The organism is Desulfofarcimen acetoxidans DSM 771, from assembly GCF_000024205.1.
GTDB lineage: Bacteria > Bacillota > Desulfotomaculia > Desulfotomaculales > Desulfofarciminaceae > Desulfofarcimen > Desulfofarcimen acetoxidans.
Map to the genome: position 1 here is coordinate 2661630 of NC_013216.1, position 22956 is coordinate 2684585.

General features: G+C 37.3%; 25 protein-coding genes, 1 pseudogene and 1 other annotated feature. Of the genes and pseudogenes, 5 read left to right on the plus strand and 21 right to left on the minus strand.

Features of this window, described 5'->3' with window-relative positions; all coding sequences use genetic code 11:
* Positions 1-64: 64 nt before the first annotated feature.
* On the minus strand, positions 65-499 hold the full coding sequence (locus tag DTOX_RS24340; RefSeq protein WP_015758005.1) for a hypothetical protein: 435 nt from the start codon (positions 497-499) through the stop codon (positions 65-67).
* A gap of 27 nt (positions 500-526) precedes the next feature.
* On the opposite strand from DTOX_RS24340, the gene DTOX_RS25340 reads away from it, so the two are divergent.
* Entirely contained in the window at positions 527-904 is a 378-nt protein-coding gene (locus DTOX_RS25340) for a methyltransferase family protein (RefSeq protein WP_422698407.1), read from the plus strand.
* Positions 905-978: 74 nt separating this feature from the next.
* Here the strand turns inward: DTOX_RS25340 and DTOX_RS12255 are convergent, their stop codons facing one another.
* The gene (locus DTOX_RS12255) at positions 979-2913 is read right to left on the minus strand and encodes a nucleotide-binding protein (protein ID WP_015758006.1); all 1935 of its coding nucleotides are present in this window, start codon (positions 2911-2913) and stop codon (positions 979-981) included.
* Between the two features lie 24 nt (positions 2914-2937).
* The gene (locus tag DTOX_RS12260; protein ID WP_242652424.1) at positions 2938-4002 is read right to left on the minus strand and encodes a peptidoglycan DD-metalloendopeptidase family protein; all 1065 of its coding nucleotides are present in this window, start codon (positions 4000-4002) and stop codon (positions 2938-2940) included.
* Between DTOX_RS12260 and DTOX_RS24345 the strand changes: the two genes are divergently transcribed.
* Both DTOX_RS24345 and DTOX_RS24350 read left to right on the plus strand, forming a co-directional pair.
* A complete protein-coding gene (locus DTOX_RS24345) occupies positions 4001-4528 on the plus strand; it encodes an IS630 family transposase (RefSeq protein ID WP_042315521.1) in 528 nt (175 codons plus the stop codon). The two genes, DTOX_RS12260 and DTOX_RS24345, sit on opposite strands and share 2 nt — an antisense overlap.
* 19 nt (positions 4529-4547) lie before the next feature.
* The gene (locus tag DTOX_RS24350; RefSeq protein WP_242652418.1) at positions 4548-5051 is read left to right on the plus strand and encodes an IS630 family transposase; all 504 of its coding nucleotides are present in this window, start codon (positions 4548-4550) and stop codon (positions 5049-5051) included.
* Between the two features lie 152 nt (positions 5052-5203).
* Here DTOX_RS24350 and DTOX_RS12275 read toward each other — a convergent pair whose 3' ends face one another.
* The 7 genes from DTOX_RS12275 to DTOX_RS12305 form a co-directional block, all read right to left on the minus strand.
* Complete coding sequence (locus tag DTOX_RS12275; RefSeq protein ID WP_015758008.1) at positions 5204-5929, minus strand: hypothetical protein; 726 nt, start codon at positions 5927-5929, stop codon at positions 5204-5206.
* A complete protein-coding gene (locus tag DTOX_RS12280) occupies positions 5929-7374 on the minus strand; it encodes a hypothetical protein (RefSeq protein WP_015758009.1) in 1446 nt (481 codons plus the stop codon). Before DTOX_RS12280 ends, DTOX_RS12275 begins: the two co-directional genes overlap by 1 nt.
* Entirely contained in the window at positions 7367-9550 is a 2184-nt protein-coding gene (locus DTOX_RS12285) for an ATP-binding protein (RefSeq protein WP_422698408.1), read from the minus strand. The genes DTOX_RS12280 and DTOX_RS12285 overlap by 8 nt, the downstream gene beginning before the upstream one ends.
* 195 nt (positions 9551-9745) lie before the next feature.
* A complete protein-coding gene (locus DTOX_RS12290) occupies positions 9746-10123 on the minus strand; it encodes a conjugal transfer protein (RefSeq protein ID WP_015758011.1) in 378 nt (125 codons plus the stop codon).
* Positions 10124-10172: 49 nt separating this feature from the next.
* Positions 10173-10463 (minus strand): hypothetical protein, encoded by a 291-nt coding sequence (locus DTOX_RS12295; RefSeq protein WP_015758012.1) that lies wholly within the window; start codon positions 10461-10463, stop codon positions 10173-10175.
* Between the two features lie 15 nt (positions 10464-10478).
* Complete coding sequence (locus tag DTOX_RS12300; RefSeq protein ID WP_015758013.1) at positions 10479-11390, minus strand: conjugal transfer protein; 912 nt, start codon at positions 11388-11390, stop codon at positions 10479-10481.
* Entirely contained in the window at positions 11390-11821 is a 432-nt protein-coding gene (locus tag DTOX_RS12305; protein ID WP_042315782.1) for a hypothetical protein, read from the minus strand. The genes DTOX_RS12300 and DTOX_RS12305 overlap by 1 nt, the downstream gene beginning before the upstream one ends.
* 148 nt (positions 11822-11969) lie before the next feature.
* Between DTOX_RS12305 and DTOX_RS12310 the strand changes: the two genes are divergently transcribed.
* A complete protein-coding gene (locus DTOX_RS12310) occupies positions 11970-13103 on the plus strand; it encodes an IS630 family transposase (protein ID WP_015756644.1) in 1134 nt (377 codons plus the stop codon).
* Between the two features lie 27 nt (positions 13104-13130).
* Here the strand turns inward: DTOX_RS12310 and DTOX_RS12315 are convergent, their stop codons facing one another.
* The gene (locus tag DTOX_RS12315) at positions 13131-13781 is read right to left on the minus strand and encodes a hypothetical protein (protein WP_042315785.1); all 651 of its coding nucleotides are present in this window, start codon (positions 13779-13781) and stop codon (positions 13131-13133) included.
* Between the two features lie 32 nt (positions 13782-13813).
* Complete coding sequence (locus DTOX_RS12320) at positions 13814-14206, minus strand: hypothetical protein (protein WP_042315787.1); 393 nt, start codon at positions 14204-14206, stop codon at positions 13814-13816.
* Between the two features lie 336 nt (positions 14207-14542).
* On the opposite strand from DTOX_RS12320, the gene DTOX_RS12325 reads away from it, so the two are divergent.
* Complete coding sequence (locus tag DTOX_RS12325) at positions 14543-15904, plus strand: IS4 family transposase (RefSeq protein ID WP_242652426.1); 1362 nt, start codon at positions 14543-14545, stop codon at positions 15902-15904.
* A 90-nt stretch (positions 15905-15994) separates the two neighbouring features.
* On the opposite strand, the gene DTOX_RS23485 is transcribed toward DTOX_RS12325, so the two are convergent.
* From DTOX_RS23485 to DTOX_RS12370, 9 genes and pseudogenes are all read right to left on the minus strand, one after another.
* Complete coding sequence (locus tag DTOX_RS23485) at positions 15995-16144, minus strand: hypothetical protein (RefSeq protein ID WP_162013538.1); 150 nt, start codon at positions 16142-16144, stop codon at positions 15995-15997.
* Positions 16145-16474: 330 nt separating this feature from the next.
* Positions 16475-18289: an IS1634 family transposase gene (locus DTOX_RS12330; RefSeq protein ID WP_015758016.1), complete on the minus strand. Its 1815-nt coding sequence runs from the start codon at positions 18287-18289 to the stop codon at positions 16475-16477.
* 733 nt (positions 18290-19022) lie between these two features.
* Positions 19023-19217 (minus strand): hypothetical protein, encoded by a 195-nt coding sequence (locus DTOX_RS12335; protein WP_042315789.1) that lies wholly within the window; start codon positions 19215-19217, stop codon positions 19023-19025.
* 75 nt (positions 19218-19292) lie between these two features.
* On the minus strand, positions 19293-19646 hold the full coding sequence (locus DTOX_RS12340; protein WP_015758017.1) for a phage holin family protein: 354 nt from the start codon (positions 19644-19646) through the stop codon (positions 19293-19295).
* A 277-nt stretch (positions 19647-19923) separates the two neighbouring features.
* The gene (locus DTOX_RS12350) at positions 19924-20340 is read right to left on the minus strand and encodes an SHOCT-like domain-containing protein (RefSeq protein WP_015758019.1); all 417 of its coding nucleotides are present in this window, start codon (positions 20338-20340) and stop codon (positions 19924-19926) included.
* Positions 20341-20374: 34 nt separating this feature from the next.
* Complete coding sequence (locus DTOX_RS12355) at positions 20375-20767, minus strand: DUF2089 domain-containing protein (RefSeq protein WP_015758020.1); 393 nt, start codon at positions 20765-20767, stop codon at positions 20375-20377.
* A 176-nt stretch (positions 20768-20943) separates the two neighbouring features.
* Positions 20944-21285, minus strand: coding sequence for a hypothetical protein (locus tag DTOX_RS12360; RefSeq protein WP_015758021.1), 342 nt, complete (start codon positions 21283-21285; stop codon positions 20944-20946).
* The gene (locus tag DTOX_RS12365) at positions 21282-21941 is read right to left on the minus strand and encodes a recombinase family protein (RefSeq protein ID WP_015758022.1); all 660 of its coding nucleotides are present in this window, start codon (positions 21939-21941) and stop codon (positions 21282-21284) included. The genes DTOX_RS12360 and DTOX_RS12365 overlap by 4 nt, the downstream gene beginning before the upstream one ends.
* An 8-nt stretch (positions 21942-21949) precedes the next feature.
* Positions 21950-22516 (minus strand): annotated as a pseudogene (locus DTOX_RS12370) (threonine ammonia-lyase); the annotation flags it as partial.
* Positions 22517-22624: 108 nt separating this feature from the next.
* Positions 22625-22876, minus strand: a binding site (T-box leader).
* Between the last annotated feature and the right edge of the window lie 80 nt (positions 22877-22956).

Sequence of the window (22956 nt, forward strand, 5' to 3'; positions counted from 1 at the left end):
ATCCAGTATATATCAAGGTTTTATTGGTGTATTCATAAAAATATTCGCTACTACATTTTTATTATTAGTGCCGTGTAAGCCTTGATATAGCTGGGGTTGGAAAATATTTGCGCCAAAGTCCGGTAAAAACTAAAAGTAAAAACGTAATAGATAACTTAATATCAATAACCCCATTTAAAGCTGCAACAAATATAGCGGAAAAGGACACCATAATAATAAATATATGTGCAACTTCTACAGTTGTTAAGGTTGTGATTAAATGATAGCCATTTTCTTTATTATTGCAATTTTGTTGTCTATATCTCTCACTATTAAGCAATTCTATTGGTTGATTATAACTCTTATGTTGGCTATTTTTCTGCGAAGTTCTTTTAAACTTAATACTAATTCCCTTAGGGTCGCTTATCGTAAAGAGATTAGTATTATTTATACCATTTTTTTCTTCTTTTCTATATGTTCTTCCACTCTTCTGTTTGTCATCAGCTTTAACCTTTTTCAAACCTCTTTACCTCAATTCCCTTGGGTTATCTCATTAGGCGGTTTTACCTCTTTATTAGGACTCGGGTTATTTTTTCATGCAACAAAAACATTGGGTCCACTCTTTGTTGGAGAACCAAGTATCACTAAAGAACAAAAAGTTATAAATTGGGGACCTTACTGCCTAGTTAGACATCCAATATATTTAGGCTATCTACTGTTAGTTTCCGGGCTGACACTTATGTCAGTTTATCCATGGATTATGCTTATTAATACCTTAAGTATATATCTATGGGCCAATAAAAGAGCTAGTTTAGAGGAAAATATGTTGAATAGTTATTTTAATGGTAATTACTATGAAAAAATGCACAATACACCTTCACTTTTCCCTTCACTAGCTAGTATAAGAAAATATATTTGGGGTTAAGTTAAAAAAATATATGGACAATTATACTGAAAAATTAAACTTATCCAGTTTCTAGTGTATTTTGCAACTTCCTCCTAAGCTAGAGCCAACATTTTTTCATGCTTAATCCAAAAATCGTAGAATGCCATTTTAACATCCGGACAAAACAGCGCTACAGGAATACCGCTTTTAATGCTTTCGAGAACTTCCTTGCTTTTTTTCTGTACCAAACCTTCTGCCTGCAATCCGGCAGCTTTTTCAGCATCAGAGATTTCCAGTTCCTTACTACTAACCATTTGATTCACTATCAAAGTAAAGTTATTAAAATCTAAGCTACTCTCAAGCAAATCGAATTCTTTCTGTATTTTTACCAAGTGACAGAAATCTTGATCAGCCACCATGATTACATTTGAAGCCATGTCAATTATTTTTTTTGTAACTGGTTCTGTAAGATTTCTGTAGGTATCCACTATGATTATATCTACTTCTTCTTTTAGGTTGCCAATTAGATTAGCCAGGCTTTTAATATTTACTGGTGCAGGAGTATACGGATCGGAACTAAATACATGCAAATTTGGAATCATTGGGTTCTTATATGCAAAGGACAGTGGGTCGTCGTCTTTTAGCGCTTCGGTCAAACTATCTGCATCTAACGCCAACCAAGTGTAAACCGATTGATTGCGCATATCCGCATCAATTAGTGCAACGGAATAACCGTTTAGAGCCAGGGTTGTAGCTAAGTTTATCGACACAAATGTTTTACCCGCAGTCACAGGTGAAACTACAGCAATTAAGTTATCTACCCTGACATTGTGCTTTCTGGCTAATCTGTTTTTAGGTAAATTAGGCAAATTTACAGATGATAATTTATCTGTTATTTTGCCCGCCATTTCCGTGCCTGACCGCACAATTTTAGTGAATGCACTTTCGGTATCTTCGTCCTCTTCCTCGACATCTACTGGGCTATAGTGTTCATGTTCATCTTGATTAGTAGTATTTCCTGTAATACTTAACCGACTACAAACTGTTTTAAGAATAGCTCCGATGCTTATTTCACCGGATAGTGCCTCTATTCCTAGTTCCTTTATTCGTGCTAAAGTAATGTCATCAGCCTGCATGTTGCTGATAAACAGTATCTTATCGGAAATCTGTCCAATTTGAGTCGCTACTTCAAGAATATCAATATCCCCTGGCAGATTACCAGAGAATAGTATCATGTCAGGCTCAATACTGGAAGCAAGTTCCAGCAGTGTTTTCCGGTTAACTGCAATTACAGGCAAACAAGAAATTGATGTAGATATTGCTTCGTGTAAGTCTTCGTCACCAGTTGCTAAAAGAATTGATTGCTTCAATTGATCCATTGGTTGAATCCCGCTTTTCTTTTTTGTTAGCACTGTTGAAATTATATTTTCAATACCCTCACCAAATTTTTTCCCACATAAAGCAATTGGCTGGTGCTGCTGCATAGATTTTTTGACAGAAGCTACATCTTCCACTATTTCAAAGTATTTATTATCGGTTTTATAGCATCTGGCTATATCACGCGGATGGTATACTGCTTTTGGGGATACTTTGTTTATAATTAGTACTTGCTGTGCGTTTAAATGACCGTTTTTTATCAGACACCTTCTCGACGGTTCTGTTACCAGCATTACTATATCTGCAAATGATTCGTTGGCCATCGGCAACTTTAGATTTCCTGTATCTAAAATTATGTAATCATAACTGTAAGCAATTTTTTTTATCTCTTCTTGTATCACACTCATATCTTCAATTGTTCCATGATCAGAACCGGGTAAGACCGATAGACCATACTCGGTGATGAATATTTGCTTGTTGTGTCTATTAACAATGTCAGCTTTTGTAATTAGCTTTTCCGGTGATATGCTTAATTCGTTTTGTATATCCGTCCCACCAGACATTTCAACCAATAACACATTATAGCCATTGTTCGTTAACACTACTGCGATGTTCGCTGCAATAACTGTTGTTCCAACGCCTGATACTGCCCCAACCACTGATATTATCATTATTTTCTATCCTTCCTTTCTCATTTAATAATTTGCTGAAGGTATCCGTAGCCACTCTTCTGGGTTACAAGGGCTATTATTTACATAAACCCCAAAATGGAGGTGGGGACCGGTAGAAAGGCCGGTAGATCCAACGTACCCTATTACTTGTCCCTGGCTTACATAATCACCGGCATGTACTGCATATCCGGACAGGTGACCGTAGATGTTCATACAGAAATCACCTGTTATTTCAATACAGTTACCATAGCCACCGTTGGGTTTTGCCAACTTCACTTTTCCACTCACCGCCGCAATTACTGGAGTGCCTGTTGGCGCATCAATATCTATTCCTTCATGCGGTCTTTTATAACCCAATATCGGGTGTAGTCGTGAGAGCGTAAAGGGGGAAGATATAGTTATGTATCCCGGTACTGGCCATGCACCGTTACCAGTTGGAACCATCGTGTCTGAAAATGATGAAGCTATAGTCAGGACTTTGTTTACATACCACCATGCATGGTTATAACAATATAATGCCTGAGACGGATTATCTTTGTAACCATCTGCTTTCAGCATATTTGCTGCAGCAAATATTGCATCCCAGGGATTTTCAGGGTCATATACCCCGTCACCGTCACCATCCTGCTTATACTGCTGCCATGTAGCCGGCATAAACTGCATAAAACCCATAGCTCCAGCGGATGATGTGGACATATTTCTGCCAAAATCAGTTTCCACTTTACATACCGCAGCCAGCACAGCCCAAGAAACGTCATATTTCTCTTGCGCTTTTAAAAATATCTGCATTAAGTCAGCAGGAATAACTGATTTCGCCATTCCTGTAGGGGCTCCGGAACGAAACCCCGTTGATACACCAATCATTCCGGTTACAGTGGATATAACCATAAAAATCATAGATACGAAGAATAAAACAATAATTACTATTGCTACAGACGCGGTTATTAATCTTTTTCTTCTTTTCTTATTTGCAATAATTTTTGAAAGTTTTATTGCAGTAGCTATATAGAAACGATTAATAAAGTAATGGTAATTTTTACTCCTATCCTGTAAAATAGAATCAAGTGTGGGGAGGGGTATTATTACCATGAGGAAATTGCATTTAAACAATCCACAAAATTTAACCATTGAGGATTTGAATAAGATAAAAAGAGAAACACCATATAAACTAAGATGCAGAGTTCAAGCTGTCATTCTTGTCATGAAAGGGAGACAAGCAAAGCAGATTGCCGAATATCTTGATATAAGTGAACAAACCATAAGAAAATACGTTGCTTACTTTAATGAAGGTGGAGTTGAAAAACTGCTTCATGTATCAAAAAAACCGGGAAGACCGCCAAGGCTAACCAATGAACAAAAAGAAGAGGTCAAAGAGGTACTGAAAAAATCACCATCAGAGGTTGGTTTTAGTACCCATACTACTTGGAATTGTAAAACCCTCGCTGCTTACATTCATGATACATACGGCATTAAATATACATCAGATGGTGTTTGGCGCATGCTTCTTAAGATGGATTTTCGTTATAATCGTCCCACTTATGTATTAGCCAAAGCTGATCCGGAAAAGCAAAAAGCTTTTCAAGATGAGCTGGAAGAGTTAAAAAAATCTCACTGAATGTGAAATACTCCTATATGTGGATGCATCTCACATTAGGGACTATCAAGGTTTACAACGAGCATGGTTCCCAAAAGGTGAGCAAAAAAAGATTAAGACCTATGGACACCATGCAAAAGTTACATTATACGGTGCTTTAAACTACTATACGGGTAAAGTTTTTTGTGTAAATTATGACAAAATCAATGCAGAAAAATTCAAAGATTTTCTTAAAAAATTGGTATCACATTTTTTAAAAGATGACATTTCTAAAATTTACATTGTTCTTGATAATGCAAGAGTTCATCATGCAAAATTACTTAAAGACTTTTTAGACGAGCATAAGGATCATCTGTTTTTGAAATTTCTTCCACCCTACTCACCCAATCTGAATTGCATAGAAGAGTTATGGAAATGGTTAAAAAATACAGCTATTTATAATCGCTTTCATAAAAATGCTTCAGAAATTCAAAAATCTGTTGACTCGTTTTTAGAGGAAATCAAATGCTGTTCGGAAGATGTGAAAAAGAGACTTTGCGTTTAATTTATAACGATATTTATTATTTCGGTTCTATATAGATCCAGATAATCATCCCCCCTAAAAAGAACAAAAACGGCTTCAAAAATACAAAACCGGGCATTTGCCCGGTTAATTCTCAGTAAATAAATTTTTTTGATACTTTCTTAGTTATTTCATTAATTGTCCTGCTCAGAAGGAGCATTACTTATATTCATACTCCTATTTCCGGTTCCTGCTGTTGTGTCTGGTACATTATTAGTTTTATGGTTTTCATCGTTGTTGTTAGGATCACTATGGTCAGAAGGAGCATGACCAACATTCATAGTCCCATTTCCGGTTTCTACTGTTGTATCTGGCACATTATTAGTTTTAGGGTTTTCATCGTTGTTGTTGAGATTCTCCTTATCCGTATCATAATCATTAGAAGTCTTTCCGGTCAGTGACCTAAACGGATATCCTTCCGGTGGCTGGCCTTCCCAAACTCGACTTTTAAACTCATCTTCATAATACGAAGTAAATTCTACATTATCTATATCTTTCCCGTCTGTAATCTGCAGGTTCTCATAGTTTGGATTTTCTCCTTCATATGGATTTTTCTCTTCCTCCGGATCGAAGTATTCTGGAAAACGGCCGCTATCTACATGTCTATAATCATCTGGGTGTGGTTTTATAGGCGAATAATCTTCTTTAGGTTTCCCACTTCCTCTTCCTGCCCAACGCTTATATGCCATATAAGTAAGGCCCATGTTTCTGGCTGTTCTCAGCATTCTTGTTGGATCTACGTGTTTTTCTTTTGCTGTATTAAATGTCAGCGTGTCTGTAATCATTTCTACGACTTTTTTTCTATAGAAAAAGGCTCCGAAAAATATTACCGTTAATATTATCATTGCAAAACCTACCATTATTTCAACACCGCCTCAACAAAAGCTGTTCCTACACTTAATACTAACGATAGGTATAAGCCATAAATCATTTTTACCATAAAAGCTCCAAGCAAATATTTGAAATATTTGCTTGAAATTGCCCATCCTTGTACAGGTATCATTAATGCAAATAAAAAAAATGGTAGAACTAAAAGCATCGCTGCCATTATTACTTGGCTTAGAATTATGTACAGTCCGATTGTTCCCGTAAATAATAACAAGCCTATTGCCGGTAAAAGTGTAAATAATGCTGTTGTAACGTGATCTGTTGGCGACGATGCAGCCATTCCAACCATTGTTCCATTATGTTTGCCATGTTTTATTTGCTCTGTTCCTTGTAGTGTTATTATTGATTTAAAAGTCGTAACGTCCGGCCTGGCTAATACTTCAACTACATCATCATTACATTTTCCGGTTGTGGCAAGATATAATGTATCTATGCGCATTCCGGCTACTACTTTGCTTTTATCAGGAAAGTTGGATTTATCCATTAAATTACATTCCGATTCTGTAAGTTTCAAATCGTTTTCATCACAAGTTCCGAACATGGCTATCGCCCATGGGTCGGCAACTATTACACTCCATACTGATTGGCCAAAGGCAATTAATCCTTTATCTATTGGATCTGTTGCGTTAATATCTTGATTTGCATTTGTGTATTCGCCAACGGCGCCGAGGAAAACTCCGGTTATACCGTCTGTTGCTTGTGAAAAATCTGTTATTACTTTTTCAGCATTGGCGGTAAAGAAAAATACGCTGCCAATTGCTAATACCGCTATAATTAATGCGCTTACTACTGACATCAATTCACGTTTTAAAATCCAGTAGACTGAGTATATCATTAAAAAAATCGAACCCCAGGATATAAGTAAGTATGTCAAATCTGTATCGGCCTGAAATATTTTTTTTACACCTTCCGATATCCAACCAACCATTCCGGATACAATATCAGTATGAAATGACACTACACATATGTTAATTGATATTCTGGTTATTGATTTGGTTATGAAGAATATTATATTTGCTATTGCATCTACTGCGTTTGATGCGCCTTTTTCTGCCATTGAGGAGAAGCCCCAACCACTTTCCGGTGAAGCATGATTAAATGTCCATCGATTCATGGGCCAGTTTTGCCATATCGAGTTCTTTGGATCAGCAATTTCTCCAAGACCTACTATGGCAGCACCGGTGCCGGCAGTTAGTATTGCAAACGGACCGCTTACAGCCAATCCCATTGGTGCATTGGCTGTAATGCCTAATCCTATAGGTTCAAATAAATTACCCTCTCTATTTTTCTCAGAATCTATATCGCCAACCAAATTATTATTTATCGAACTTTCATCACCAATCATGGCATATGCAGATTGCACATAGCTAAATATGATGAACAAGATGACTATGATTGAAAGGTTTTTTTTACTCATTTTGCGCTACCTTCGGAGATGTATCAAATAAATGCAGCAAGTATTTGGGTCTGGGATCAATATAGACTTGTGATATGCGGCCAAAGGCATCTCTCATCACACACCAACCGCTTTCAAGTGCGGGAAATGCTGATGTTAGGCTGTTTTCTTCTGTGTCAGCTCCCAGAATTTCCATGTTGGCCTTAATTTCTGTTTTATCCTCCGCTCTGAAGCAAAATTTATAATTTATATTGTTTTTAATTGATTGGAGATCCTTTATGTCTGTTGTATTCTGCGTAATCAGAATCGGAATTGTTCCAAAAGAACGGGCTGACATACGTATTAGTTCATCCAATAACCGGCGTCCTTCTGATATGTTTGCCAACATCCAACTTTCATCAAATACTTCTACTTTTACAACATCTTTCGGTAATGAGAAAGCGACTTCTCTGGCCATTGCTGATGCTAAATAAAGCAATCCCAGTCCTTGTCGTTCATTTTCCGTAATTCGGCCTAAGTTCAAGTTTTCTGCTGTTCTGGGCAATGGTAATCCTTGCAAATTAACTACTGTAGCACGGGCTATTTCTTTTACGCCACCGATACCGAACACCAAGTGCCCGAGACTGCTGTTTTTTATGCTTTCCATTAGTAACGCACACTGGCCGGATTCCTGTTTAACCGGTTCGTGCTGCTCATTTTCCGACATTTGTTTTAATATTTCCAACGTGGTATTTAAATTTCTTTTTTCAGGTTCCATATTTCCCGTTGTTTCTACAGCTTTACTAACAGCAACACGTCTGGTATCGTTGTCATCGCGCAGATTTAAGACTATGCTTAAATAATCCAAAACGTAGCTTTTGGCTTGTCTTTCATCTTTCGAGAGCATAAACGGGTTTATTGGTTCATTAGCACCAGGACATAGGTTTATTTTCTTAATTGGAAAAATTTTTTCCAGTACAGCATACTCGTTATTCTTAGGGTCAACGATAAATAAATAGGCACCGGCCAAATATGCAAGGTATATTAGTAATTTGATAGTTAAACTTTTTCCACTGCCTAACGCACCGCTGATAAACATGGCATTTGAACGGTTCAACTCTTTTGCTGCATATCCAGGTTTCCAAAAAACCGGTGCGGCATTTGACCACCCAATAAAAAAGCCTTTTTCGTCACCAACGTCCATGGATATTGTTGGACCTGATGCTGATATGAATCCAGGATCGCATTCAATTAACGGCGAAGCCCTTAGCGCACCAGGAAGAAATGAATAAAAACATTTACACTGATCGCCCATCGGTCTTACGGCTCTATAACCCGAAGATGAGTATCTTTCCATAAGTCTTTTTGCAGAAGCTCTCATATCTTTTATTTCTTTTGCAGCTACTGCCATTACTACTGACATAGACGCAAGAGGTTGTCCAGCAGATATTTTCCCTTCCAAATGTCTGCCTTCGCTTATGGCATATTCTTCATCTGTTGACGGATCTTCGTCACCTCTGGACTTTTCCTTTAATTGTCCTTTGAGATAACCTTTTCTGCTTGTTACTTTTTTTTGTGCTTTATGTGGCTTTATTATTTCAAAGTGTACTACTGCATCCACTGCCGTTCTCATTGCCTCTAAGGAGGCAAGCCACTCAGCCCCCACCTCTGGTAATAGTTTTGGCAGATCAGGAAAGGTGATGAAGGTTTGATGATGTTTTTCGTCACTGCCATTTGTTATTGTTATATATGATGTCTGCTCATTGATCAAACAACCATCTGAAAATGCTGAAACTATTGCCGGCGTTAATCTACCGGCTTCACGTGAAGGTAAAGGTGGCGGTAATTCTCCTATTCTTTTTGTATTACGTCTAATTATGAAGTCTATATCTGAAAATCCTGCTTTACCGTCAATGCTTGATGAGATTCTTCTATAAAGTTCTTCTTCTCTTTCCATCACTTCTCTGATTTTTTGCTCATTTAGCACCCATTTTTCAGCGCTAGTAAATGCGCTTATTATTACTTCCACATATTCGCGTGTATATTCACGCCAGTTATTTGGCTCTTCTATTGCAGTACTTATTTGTAATACTAAGTATCTGCGACGGTTTCTTGCTCCACTTGCCAAGGCTGTGCGCACCGAACCGGCATGATTAAAAGCCTCCTTTGTAAATACTGCGTCTGCATCGGTAAGATACTCTTTTTCATTCAAGCGCATTTCCTCGCATAACAACAATATTTGGCCCTTGCCTTCCAGTCCCCATAGTAGTTGTTCAAAGTTTCTGATTACAACTTCTCTGTCCGTTATAGGTAAATTATTAAATGGTCTGCCACGAAGCTTATATATTGCATATGCTTCTCCTTTTTCGTTGAAAATTACATTATTTTTAAAGGCTATTAACGGAAACTTCATTTATTCAATCACCTCCGGCAATCTCCAATCCGCACGGTATCTTTTTAATAGTTTTATTTTTTTACCCATAAGATTAGTTGTTTTATGTCTAAAAATATATGCCAATATATCCTTAAAGAAAATCGGCATATATTTTCCCCGTAAATCAAACTGTGACAACATCCATGAGCAGATAGCGGATAATATTATTGTTGTCATAAATGGGTGTCTAGCACCAAATATGTTGGTTATAGGGTATAGCGGAATCATAATAACTACAGTCATTATTATATTTTCGAGCGGAATAGGCCTTGGCAGTGACTTGCCAAAAAAGTCATGCACTTTAAAGTTTATTTTAAACAAATCTTTGTAACTATTAAATGTCCTAATGTTACTCATATAACACCTCCTAAAAACAAAAATCCGGCAATTGCCGGATTTTTGTTAATTAATCACCGAAAATAAAGTTTGTAATTGCCTCTCCCACTGATTTCATTGTACTTGCCTGGGTTATAAATATTAAAATCGCTCCGACTAAACCCACGAGTACTGCCGGTACAATCTCACGTTTAAAAAATAAAATAGTTGCCGAACCCAGTACTGCAATGGATATCATTGTTGCCATTAGATCTTTGATGTCATCGGCACCCTGTTTAATGTCATATGCAGCAGCAATGCCTGGAGTTGCTACAATTACTATTAAAGCCAGTATTACAATCATTATCGTATTTTTTTTCAATTCTAAATTCCCCCTTTATTCTGGCAAACTACCCAAATCTTCAATTAAGTAACTACCACGTACAGCTTGTACTTTTATATAGATTATTTGTGTTATCTTTTCGATTCCTGCCGTAGATACTGTAACTCGCACACAAGCTTTTGTTGGTTTTTCACTATCTGTTTTAATTTCATCAATTGAAAGCAAATTCCACCCGTTAATGGGTTGAATATTAGAACCGGACATAATGAAATTACTTAGTGCTTGTCCGGTGAAATACATGCTCATAAACTGGTTAATGAAGGTTGCGAAATCAGGTGTTACTACTCCGTCATATTGTTTTGGTTGTGATATTTCACCTTTTTTATTATTGTTGCTAACAATGACTGGCAAACCTTTTATAACCGGTTGATTGTTTATTACTGTGACCGGAACTTCAACAAACAATAAATAGTTTTGCCACCCTATTGCTGGCAGCTGTATATCATACTGCGAATCTTTAATTTTTACCAAATCATCTCTTGTGACAGGTATCAACGATGATGGTACATTAGTATTCCCTTCAACCGGCGATAACCTGCGTACATGCAATAATATTTTCACCCTATAATCTCTTGAATTTTTACTTTCAGATGCTAGTAAAGATGATGACATTACTTCTTGGATACCGACAGGAGCAATTATTGACGATGTCTTATTTAAGAATGTCCCTAGTCTGCTATTGTATTCGTTATTATTGCCATTGAAGGTCGCCCACTCTGTAGCGAAAGCTTTTGCGGTATCTCTTACGTTAGTAATTACTTGCTCGTTTTGTTCAGTCATTGCGTTTTTTGCAACTTGACTGACTTTATTAACAATGTTAACGCTGCGTATAGAAGTTATGACTACAATAATAATTAATAACCAAAGTAATCCGGCAGCAGTCCAACGATATATCAATCTACGCATTAAACGCCGCCCTCCCCTATTAACTCACGGGTTTGGTTAAGTGCTTGATTGAATTCTTCACGCGTTAACCAGTTGTTTACCGCAAAATACTGATCTACCAAATATTTCTTTTTTATTATCGGATTTGTTCGATATACTAAAATACGGTTACCTGAAATCCAACAAAGTTTGCCGTTAATTTTTTTTGCCGTTTGATCATCTATGCCACTTAAGCGCCATGTTTCGCTATTTATTCCAAACGGTTTTTTTAATACATTTATAAATGATGGGATACTATCATATAACGCTCCAGAACCTGTTACTTTTAGTCTTTTGCCTTCGTCTTCGCCTTCGCCTACATATTCGCAGCTGATACTGATATATGCACACATTATTGCCTCGCCTGATTTTTCCTTTTCCGGTGCGCTTCCGCCAGCTTTTATATTATCCATAAATGTGTCAATATTTTTTCTTAGAATTGATGCGCTCTCAATATAACAATTGTCCCATCCTAGTAGAGCAATTCTTAATTATCATTGAACCACAAATCGGCATGGTATATAATTTCCTATAATACATAACAGGTGGGGAGACCAAACTATGCCATTCATAAGTCAAAGAGCAAAATTAGATTTGACAACAGAAGAAATAAATAGATTAGAAAAAATTATACATTCAAGAACAGAAAGTGTGAGTCATATTGAACGGGCTAAAATGTTTCTCTTGTATCATCAAGGAGAAACAATAGCTTCAATTGGTAGAATATTAGAGACTAACCGTGCAAAAGTAGAACGACATATAGATAAAATTTTACAATTTGGCTTAGATATAGCACTCAATGATCTTCCTCGTTCAGGCAGGCCGGATACAATAACCAAAGAAGATAAAGCGTGGCTTGTTTCTCTTGCTTGCCAAAAACCTAAGGAATTTGGATATAGCTATGAATTATGGACAACAGATTTATTAGCCAAACATGCACGAAATCATTGTGTAGAAAATGGCCATCCAACCCTGCAAAATCTAGCAAAAGGTACAGTATCAAAAATACTTTCAGCAAACAAAGTTAAGCCACATAAAATTAAATATTACTTGGAAAAAAGGGATCCAGAATTTGAACAAAAAATGGCTAACGTGTTATATGTCTATAAAGAAGTTGAAATGGTATCAAAAAATGATGAACAATCAATGTATGCTTATATATCATATGATGAAAAACCCGGTATTCAAGCTATAGAAAATATTGCTCCGGATCTTTCTCCTTCTCCTGGAACGTATTCATGTCTTGCTCGTGATTATGAATATGTTCGCCATGGTACACTTAGTCTCATGGCCGGTATTGATTTGGTAACAGGTCATATCTTAGCTCAAGTAGAAGACCGCCATCGTAGTATTGAGTTTGTAGAGTTTCTAAAAATGATAAGTGAGTACTACAAAGATATAGAGAAAATAGTAATTATATTGGACAACCACTCCGCTCATATTTCAAAAGAAACAAGGGCTTATCTTAGTACTGTCCCAAATCGTTTTGAATTTGTTTTTACACCAAAACATGGATCCTGGTTGAACTTAATTGAATCATTTTTTGGCAAAATGGCTAAATCAATGCTGAGGGCTATTAGGGTAAAAACTAAAGAAGAATTAAAAGATAGAATTTACAAATATATAAAAGAAATTAATGATTGTCCTACTGTTTACCGCTGGAAGTACAAAATGGATGATATTGAAATAATTTAAATTATTAGTAGAAATTATATTATTTAACTAGCTTATTGATATGTTAATTAGGAATCGTTCTACTAGTAACCCCTGGTATATTTGCCATCCGCCAACTCCTTGGCGTAGTTCATCTGCTATACTATTATTTTTCGTTATGCACCATTTTGTATTCCAGTTTTTGCTAAACTCTTTTCTGATTACCTGTAGATTCTCTGTTTTTTCTGCTTTATACACACCAAACAATATATTTACAAAATCAGTTATGTCTGTGAGATTGTATTTGTAGATTATTCCGGTTTTGATCGTTTTACCAAATGCATACCAATTGGGTGTCTCAATTGCATATTCTTGAGGGGTTACCTCTCTGGCCTTAAATATCTCCTCATTTTGCCCGGCCCAGCTTTCAAGACTTCCTTCACAGCTTACTGTTTTGCCCATATTACTAATCAGTATTTGTTTTATGTTTTCATACTCCGGAATTATTTCAGTAAATTTTTTTGATTTTATTAGCTGCCAGGTATAATTATTGTCTCTTACATAAATAGAACCGTATATGACGACCATATTTCTTTCGGAATCGTAGTTTACTATTTTACCGAAAATACGTGAATGCCCATAAAACATACTGTAGTTTTCTTCAGCATAAACTGCCTTCGCTGATGGTAAAAAACTTAATATTGTAATTGCAATTAACACTAGAATAGTTTTTCTTATTGTTGATCATCTCCTTATGGAGTTATTGTTGTGCTTGGTGCTGTTGTTTTTTGCTCATTATTTTCGGTACTTTTTTCAGGAGGATTAATTATCTCCTGTGTCCCTACTCCTGCTTCACCTCCCACATACATCATTACACTGTGACCAAATTGTGCCAGTTTGCCCGGCTCAGAATTATACAATAGTATTCCGGCAATTATTATAACGGCAAATATATAGACAATATTTCGCTTCATGAAAAGCTCTACTATAAAAGCTATTACTACCGCTATTACTACTAAAACTTTTGCCAAAGTAAGGATGTTAATCGCACCTTTGGCAAAATCAAAACCTCCGGCTGCAAAAGCATTCGGGACGGTGAATAATAAAATTACTGGTATAAGGACAGGTAAAAGAAATTTTTTCAATAACACAACCCCTTCCTGATCTATTTACAAAGCATTAACTATTTTCCTTGATTTTGTAACACCCCTCTCTTTTCTTTTCCACCACTATCTCCATTCTTTATCACCCAGAAATGTTACCGGAATGTGCCGTAAAGCCCCTGCCTTCAGGTCTTATCTTTACCCATAAGTCCTTGAGTAAGATAGAATGAATCTGCTTATGCTATACGCAGAAAATGTGTGATAAATTACCCAAATCGGTTATGATGCTTAAATATGGTAATGGACGCATTGTCAAAAATTTTCTAAAATTGTCTCATGAATAATTTACCTGTATCTCTCAAACCAACAAATCAATCAATGCTTTGGGCAACTAAAGAGTGCGGTACGGCTAACTTTGGTGATACCCGTCTCACTCATCGACTGGTTTCACTGGCTGCAAGCCTTATTGAGCATCCAGAAAAATCTTTGCCTGAAGCACTTGGTCAGTGGAGCGATGTCAAGGCTGCCTATCGTTTCTTTGATAACGAGAAAGTAACTGTTGAAGCCATATATGATGTACACAGAAAGGCCACTATAGAAAAAATCAAGAATCAACCGGTGGTTTTGGCCATCCAAGATACCACCATTTTCAACTATACCTTACATCGAGAAACAAAAGGGTTGGGACCTATCGGTCAAGCGGGTCTTTCCGGCTTCTTTCTACATTCTTGTCTTGCTGCATCCGCTGAAGGAGTTCCATTAGGAATCTTGGCCCATCGCTTATGGGTACGTTCACTAGAACCCAAGGAGAAAACACATAAAAAGCGACCTATCGAAGACAAGGAAAGTGTTCGCTGGATTGATGTTACCCGGGAAGTAGCCGAAACGGTTTCTCCCTTTACCAAAGTAGTAATGGTGGGTGACAGAGAAAGTGATATTTTTGACCTCTTTCTCCTAGCCAGCGCTAATCAGTATGATATCTTAGTCCGTGCTGCTTGGAACCGCCGCATTGATCAGTCGCATGATTACCTATGGCCTGTTGTTGAAAGCGCCCCGGTATTGGGCCGTACGGTTATCAATATACCACGTGCCGATAAGCGCCCAGAACGAGAGGCTGTTGTTCTTACCTTACAGGCTGCCACTGTTACCTTAAAACCACCGAAACATCGGGGAAAAGAAAAATTAGCTGCACCTACTCTTAATGCCCTACTTGTTCAGGAACAATCGCCACCCGAAGGAGAAAAGCCAATAGAGTGGATGCTGTTAACTACCCTGCCTGTTACTACCATTGATGATGCACTGCAATGCTTAACCTGGTATACCTACCGCTGGCGGATTGAGCGGTATCATTATATTTTGAAAAGCGGTTGCCAAGTAGAAAAACTTCAATTAGAAACTAAAGACCGTCTTATGCGTGCTATTGCCGTGTATAGTATGGTAGCTTCTCAATTACTTTGGCTTACTTATCAAGCCAGGCAAACTCCTGATGCACCTTGCACAATTGTTCTTAGTAACAGTGAATGGGGTGCCCTTTACGCTGCTATTCATAAGATAACTATTTTACCCGATAACCCGCCAAACTTACAAACAGCAGTACTTTGGATTGCCAAGCTTGGCGGTTTTCTCGGACGTAAAAGGGACGGTTACCCCGGCCTTAAGGTTCTCTGGCGTGGCTTCCGGCGTCTTCAAGATCTGACCACTATGTGGGATCTTTTTCATCCATCTGATACTTGTGGGTAATGGTAAGGGCTTTAGCCATGGGGAAAAATTCAATACTACTATGTCCACACCCTCAAACCAGGCTGCTACCGCCATTTCTCCCCTTATTATTCAATCAGGTAACCGGGGCAGTATTGAATCCCTTTTCCCATGCCTGACAATTATTTTCGGTTCTGCTTTCAATTCCTCATCCGGTCCATCCCGACCATACCATTGAAGTAGCTTCTTCCGGTACTGCTCAACCGCATGGTCTGTCACCATAATTTCTTTTCATGGCGCTCTTTTAAACATTTACCACAACTCCTTCTTCATTAAAAAATAAAGGCTTTTCGGATTTTGTGGTGGAAATCACCGAAATAATTTCCAGTTAACTAGAGTCACCTTATTATGCAAAATTATTGAAATAAGTCGTTAAATTATTAGCTTTGGTAAAGATCTTTGAGCTTCCGTCCTTGACATAAATACAGTTTTCCCGAACCTATCAAATGAAGCATCAAATCTATCATTTAACTCACCATTCCTTCCTATGTCGCATAATTAACCCCAGGTTTCGCACTAAGGGATTATTAAACTGGGAATCACTGCCAAACCTTATTTTCTTAAATTATCCTTAAACCATTTCTCAATATGATAAGAAAAATTGATTGCTGAATTAATAACCTCTATTAATTCAAGTGGATGTGGTAAGTTAAACAGGTTAACCAATACATCAATGGTATTAGGAATATTCGTCCCATTCCAATGGCTTATACCAATAGGCTGCAACCTTTGTTCTGAGATAGTTAGGTCGCCAAGTTCTTTCTGTAATTTTTGGGGAGACATCTTTTTGCCATTTTTAGCTAACAGCCAGGCTGCTAAATTAAGCACAAGCATAGCCAATACTTTTAAAAAGCAATAGGCATCTACTCTTTCAGGATTGCGAAGGAATATTTGTTGTAAATCAAGAGAACCCTTCAAAAACCTAAAACTAATTTCGATATCATTCCTACCACGATAGCGGGTAAGCAGTTCGTTAGCATCAACCTTCTCTTTGTCGTGGTTGGTTAAAAGCACAAAGATACCATCGGTTTTCTCAAGCTCTGGAATTATAGCTTCATCTTTTGACCAGGACATAACAATGGCATTATGTTGATTTAGTTTAATTGTTACATTAAACAGCCTACGCATATCAGGCTGCCCTTTAAAAATATTATCTACTACTTTTTCACAGGCTTCCTTCGTGATTAAGTTACGTTTGTTGAGCTTGCCATTGAGTTCTACTAATGCATCTTCTGTGCTGGTTATACGCTTTTGACGACGCTCTTGTTCCTTAGGTTTTTTGTTTAAATCGCAATAAATAACCGCCCTTATGGTATGGGTCGCAAATATTCGCTTACTTTTTTTGAGTTGCTTTTTGTTCTTACTACCCTCTGAGGGAGGATCAAGTTTTACCTTAAACGTATATTTTGTCTCTAATGCCTCGTAGTGTCTGGATAGATTTCTTTCTATTTCTTTCTTAGAGCGATAGTCAATAGTAGCAAAATCATCTTTTTTAGCCTCATTTAATTGCTCTAAGACCCAATTTTTCGATAGTTCATCCTTGAGTGGGCCTATAAAAAAGGCCTTTTTGTTGCTATTAGTAAGCATCAAATGCATATTATCTTGGGTTAGGATACCACGATCAATAATCATCTCAAATTCTTGGTCATCGGTAATCTCTTTAACCTTCTCGAATGAACGCTCAAAAGTCGTGCCACCTTGAACATTACCGGGATCAATTGATGATGTTACCGGCAAAGATGCACCAGAGGCTATAGTAAGATTGAGGATTAATTGTTTTAAACCCGGTAGACCACCGTACCCGAATTGAACTTTATCGTTATCCTCCATAACACCAGAGACTGGAACGGAAGATGTATCATTGTAAAAAGTGTTAAGTGGGATTCCAAATCTCTTGGATGCTGATAAAACAATATCCTGCAATACATTAGCCATATATTTTGCATTTGAGTTTATAGCGTCAAGGGCTCTACCCATTTTGTCATCATTAAATTTTTCGGATGGTATACCAAGTATTGTTTCGACTTGCCAGTTTTCACAAGCTTCTTCAAATTTATATAAACGGGTGAGATCTTTATTTCTGCCCAGCATGTCGCCAACCATTATTTCACATGCCAAACCAGTACTTACCCGACATTTAGAACCGTTGGCTCTGTCTTCACGTAGATGCTCATAAGTAACATATTCTTCGCCTATAAAGTTGTCAATTATTTTACCGATGCCCAGGCTTCTTGCTAAAAAGACACCGATAAGTACTGCACCTGAGGGATCTGCCTTCGGAACTTCTACTTTTAATTCGGGCATTATCTTCATCAATATTTCGGGGGGTAATTTGGCTAGTTGTTCTAAAATAGGTTGTAAGTCCATGACGATCCCTCACTAATATTTATTCTTATTAGTGATAATTCGACACAAAAAACAGAAGTCCTTCCAGTTCATGGATCTCTTATTTTTATGGTTGTAATTAATATTACTTATGCACCACTATCTTACAGGTTTAAATTTTTATCTTGCGAAAGATAGGTTAACATTATGCTCACTTACATAAATCTACATATCTAGGTATCCAGCATTTACCTTACACCATAAAACCCGAATACCCAAAATAAAAAACACCCTAAGTTAGGCGTAGTTTAAACTACATCACAAAAGATAAAAACCGGGTCATAAACCCGGATAACTATAAATTATTTTTGCCATTTGAAGGAATATAATTTTCTTTGGCGAAAATAATATATTAAGCGTACATTCTATCCGCATACACACCCAAAATATTTTATTGTAATATTTTTAAGGTATATGTACGCATTGCTTAAAAATATTACGCGGTATTAAAACCGCCGCAGGCCTTGAAACACAAGGGATACAGGTTTTTTTGAGGATCGTTTTTTTCCTCCGTACGTTTGAGGGGCGTATCCGAGAGGGTGAGGGTTCAAGTCCCTCCTCCGACACCAAAAAGGCTTTAAGTTAAGGACTATGGTATTATGCCATAGTCCTTTTTGTTTTTCTCAGCGTGTGCTATTAACACGCATAGTGTTTACTGGAATCAGCAATAAAGCGTTGTACACACGTCCTCTATTTGTTTTGTTCGGTGAATGGCCTAAGCCTCGCGAGCCAGCCATGTCGTTAACGCACCGATGGTTGGCCGCTGGTATTTCTGGGTTTTCCACCTGCGGTCATACTCAGCAAAGACGGTATCAATGGCTAACAGTTTTTCTGCTGAATCAAATAAATATAGCATGATTACAGTTACCCCGGCCTTAAGGTTCTCTGGCGTGGCTTCCGGCGTCTTCAAGATCTGACCACTATGTGGAATCTTTTTCATCCATCTGGTACTTGTGGATAATGGTAAGGGCTGAAGCCAGGGACTTTACGGGCCGTCCCGGTAATATAATAATGCAAACCTGGTCCTGTTAATTAAATATATAATAAATGCTGTTGCAAGTGAGTATTTAAAGGTAGGTATACTGATACCTGTAGTAAGGTAAGTCGATAACTGTATAAGCCACGCATTAATTACCAATGTAAATAAGCCCATTGTTATTAAATTTACAGGTAGTGAAATAAGTAGTAGAACAGGTTGCAAAAATAATGTAATTATTCCGAGGAGAAAGCTTGCCCAAAGCATCGCGATTATTGAGGATAAAGATATTGCAGGAAAAAGTATACTTGTAATATAAAACCCAAAAGCGTTCGTAAAACTTATGATAATTAAGTTTTTCATACTAGTACCCCATTAATAAAATGAAATACTGATTTGATTTTTGCAGAAAGTTATATCTGCCATTTGCCAACGACCCAGTTGACGTATTTCGTATAGTAGTTGTAAAACCATACTAATTGACATTCTCAGTAGTTTCAGGCGGGAAGTAAAACATTCTCCCAAAACTACTAGATCTAATACAGACTTAAGTAAATCATCAAATATAAATAAGGGTACGGGGAAAATAAATTTCCAGACCCCATGACGAACTTTTACTAAGACAAAGTGGCTTTGGTACTTATTCCACATATATTTCTACCTTCGTGCGACCTTCTTTTGGGTCATCTGTATCTACATCCACTAATTTGCCATCTACCAAGCCCTCGTCAATTAGTTGCACCAATTCTTCAAAATTGATACCTTGTAAATTAATCCCTTTTTTCTCCATTTCCAGGCGTGCCTCTTCTGGGATAAACTTTAATCCAACATCCGCTAATTTTGTGGCTACTTTTAATAAGCTTAAGGGAACGTTAACGTTTACCTTGGTATGTTGGCCACTGGAAACACGAATTCTTATGAAACGTCCACTTATATTTGAGGGATTAACAGCCTTAATATCATTGTCCTCTATTGCCTTTAATAGTTCTAAGCCTTCAGTGGCAGTAATGGTACCATTCTGGACCATTTCCAAAATCTTAATTTTCTCATTACTCATTACGATACACCATCCTAAAACATATTTTGGTTATTTACCTTTTTACTTTCCTTAATTGCTGAGCCGCTTCTTCAGGGGTTATTTCCCCTTTCTCCAGTGCATCTAGAATATTTTGGTGGTTAGTTGATTCTAGAGGGATTTCTGCTTTACCAGTTCCATAACCAAGGGTTTGTAAAACACTATCCAGGCGGTTACGGACGGTGGGATAGGAAATACCAAGTTCCTTCTCAACATCTTTAATACTGCCCCTGCATTTTAGAAAGACCTCAATGAATTCTATTTGTTCTTGGGGTAAGCGGCAAAATTTAGAAGGTAAAAACTCCCCTTCAATTTTTGTACGACAGTTATTGCAAGCTAAATTAGTTATTATCATTTCATGTTCACACACAGGACAACGGTTTAAAATTTTATTGCTAATTATTCTCACCTCGATTATTAATATATCAGGTCCATCGCTTTAAGTCAACTATTGAATTAATAATATTAATTATTTTTGTTAATTAAATTAACTTTATTAAGTGTGATTTTAATTTTAATATAATAATAGGGCTGCATTTCTTATACAGCATCCCTATAATTTTGAATATTCATAAATGGCGTATTCTAAACAATTTCTATATCCAGCTTCGGCCTGTTATACTCACCAATTTCATCTGTTTCCTTAATAACTATCTTATCAATCAGCAAGCTAATATTTGTATTCGTAAGGGCTTTCTTCTGAATAATTTCTTTCAATACATCTATGCTTTTAATAATATTTTCCTTTTCATATTCGTTCGACTCCTCAAGCTTCTCCAATTCGGAGAGCTGTTCTTCAAGTTTGGTCAGTTCCCTGTTTGCGTCCCCCGATAGCTCCAGGAACGGTTTCTCATTGATGAACCCCTGGGCCAGCTGCCTGGAGTATCCGTTAATCCCTTCTTCCTTTTTATGTATCTGAATTCTCACTTTTTCTGTCTGATTAACGTAGTCCCTTTTTTATTCAGCCTATCTTCAATAGTTTTATCAACTTCACTAAGCCTTAACCCGGCAGTGTAAAGAAGCACTTTCAAATTAGCCATAATAATTTCGTCCAGATCTTCCTCCATAATCCTATGGCTACCGCAGTAATTCGAGCCATATTTATGGAAGGTCGAACATACATAAGTAATGTTATTCCCTGATTTTGTTTTGCCGTTTCTGGCGACAAAGCCCTTTTTACAACTATCACATTTTAATATCCCGGCATATTTATGAATTTTTTGATTCCCGGCCATTACCTTTTCATTAAACCTTTTTTCGAATATTTGTTGGGTCATGTTGAAGTCGTCTACATTAATAATAGCGGGCATAAAATTAGGGTGAACAAATTGATCTTCCTTGTCCACCCTGACTTTCTTACCTTTCATTTTGCTCACCTTTGTAACACTGCAACGGAGAGTACCAATATAGGCATCATTTCTCAATACTCTCTTTACACTTGTCGCATACCACAAATCCTTCTGAGTCCAATTCGGCTTCCACCCAAATCCGAACTTTTTCATTTCATGAACTGATGGGGTTTCATATCCATTTTTATTTAGATACTGTGATATTTTATTGCAGCCGTAGCCGTCCAGGTACATTTTAAATATGAGCCTATTGCATAAGCCACACCTGAAATTAGTCCACCGCCACCGATTGGCACAATGACAGCATCAACCCCTGGAAGTTGTTCTAAAAGCTCTAAGCCAATAGTTCCCTGTCCTGCGATAACATTCTCATCGTCGAAAGGATGAATGAAGGTGTAGTCCTTTTCTTCCTTTAATTGCAATGCTTTTTGACAAGCATCATCATAAACACCTTCAACTAAACAAACCTCTGCACCGTAGTGTTTGGTTGCCTCCACCTTGGAAATCGGAGCACCGTCTGGTAGACAGATTAAAGATTTAATGCCGTTTTTGGTTGCTGCCAAAACAACGCCCTGTGCATGGTTTCCAGCAGAACAAGCAATAACACCCTTTACTTTTTCCTCCTCGCTTAATTGGAAGATTTTATAGCATGCACCGCGTACCTTAAAGGAGCCGGTCACCTGTAAATTTTCAGTTTTTAAATAAATTTAACTTTCCGGATTAACATTTGGCCCATAAATTAAATCAGTCTGTCGGACAACATTTTTCAGAACGTATAAAGCATGATAAATTCTGTCTAAAGTTAACATTTTAATTTCCTCTTTTTCTTTCCAATCAATTATAGTTTTCTTTTTGTGCAGAGAAGAGATGAACTTGTGCCGCCCTGTTTAAAATTAAAAAGCCCTCACCTCTAAATTCATAGAGACGAAGGCTGTTAAAAGCTTCCGTGGTACCACTCTAAATTGCCGTGTAAAACGACCACTTAATGTACATCTAACAATGTACTCTCATTTAACGGTGAGAAACCGTACACGCTTAATCCCCATATTATCAAGTTTCAGCCTGTCTACTCAAGGATGATTTGGTTTCAGTATATCCTACTGTCTTCCAGCAGCTGACAGCTCTCTGTAAGGAAATCTTCTGCACCATGTCCCTATCATAGTATTTATCACTGGTAATATACTGTTTTTTAAAAAAATTGTCAAGCACTATTTATGTAAAGGAAAGGTAAAATCCTAAGGGTTTGTTA

What these genes read in the sequence shown, in the direction of transcription:
- DTOX_RS24345 (WP_042315521.1), top strand. Translation starts at nt 4,001, where the DNA reads ATGAGGAAATTGCATTTAAACAATCCACAAAATTTAACCATTGAGGAT.
- DTOX_RS23485 (WP_162013538.1), bottom strand. Translation starts at nt 16,144, where the DNA reads ATGGTGACAGACCATGCGGTTGAGCAGTACCGGAAGAAGCTACTTCAA.
- DTOX_RS12255 (WP_015758006.1), bottom strand. Translation starts at nt 2,913, where the DNA reads ATGATAATATCAGTGGTTGGGGCAGTATCAGGCGTTGGAACAACAGTT.
- DTOX_RS12280 (WP_015758009.1), bottom strand. Translation starts at nt 7,374, where the DNA reads ATGAGTAAAAAAAACCTTTCAATCATAGTCATCTTGTTCATCATATTT.
- DTOX_RS12340 (WP_015758017.1), bottom strand. Translation starts at nt 19,646, where the DNA reads ATGAAAAACTTAATTATCATAAGTTTTACGAACGCTTTTGGGTTTTAT.
- DTOX_RS12310 (WP_015756644.1), top strand. Translation starts at nt 11,970, where the DNA reads ATGCCATTCATAAGTCAAAGAGCAAAATTAGATTTGACAACAGAAGAA.
- DTOX_RS12260 (WP_242652424.1), bottom strand. Translation starts at nt 4,002, where the DNA reads ATGGTAATAATACCCCTCCCCACACTTGATTCTATTTTACAGGATAGG.
- DTOX_RS12305 (WP_042315782.1), bottom strand. Translation starts at nt 11,821, where the DNA reads ATGGATAATATAAAAGCTGGCGGAAGCGCACCGGAAAAGGAAAAATCA.
- DTOX_RS12285 (WP_422698408.1), bottom strand. Translation starts at nt 9,550, where the DNA reads ATGCGCTTGAATGAAAAAGAGTATCTTACCGATGCAGACGCAGTATTT.
- DTOX_RS12330 (WP_015758016.1), bottom strand. Translation starts at nt 18,289, where the DNA reads ATGGACTTACAACCTATTTTAGAACAACTAGCCAAATTACCCCCCGAA.
- DTOX_RS12290 (WP_015758011.1), bottom strand. Translation starts at nt 10,123, where the DNA reads ATGAGTAACATTAGGACATTTAATAGTTACAAAGATTTGTTTAAAATA.
- DTOX_RS12350 (WP_015758019.1), bottom strand. Translation starts at nt 20,340, where the DNA reads ATGAGTAATGAGAAAATTAAGATTTTGGAAATGGTCCAGAATGGTACC.
- DTOX_RS12365 (WP_015758022.1), bottom strand. Translation starts at nt 21,941, where the DNA reads ATGTACCTGGACGGCTACGGCTGCAATAAAATATCACAGTATCTAAAT.
- DTOX_RS12275 (WP_015758008.1), bottom strand. Translation starts at nt 5,929, where the DNA reads ATGGTAGGTTTTGCAATGATAATATTAACGGTAATATTTTTCGGAGCC.
- DTOX_RS12300 (WP_015758013.1), bottom strand. Translation starts at nt 11,390, where the DNA reads ATGCGTAGATTGATATATCGTTGGACTGCTGCCGGATTACTTTGGTTA.
- DTOX_RS12325 (WP_242652426.1), top strand. Translation starts at nt 14,543, where the DNA reads ATGCTTTGGGCAACTAAAGAGTGCGGTACGGCTAACTTTGGTGATACC.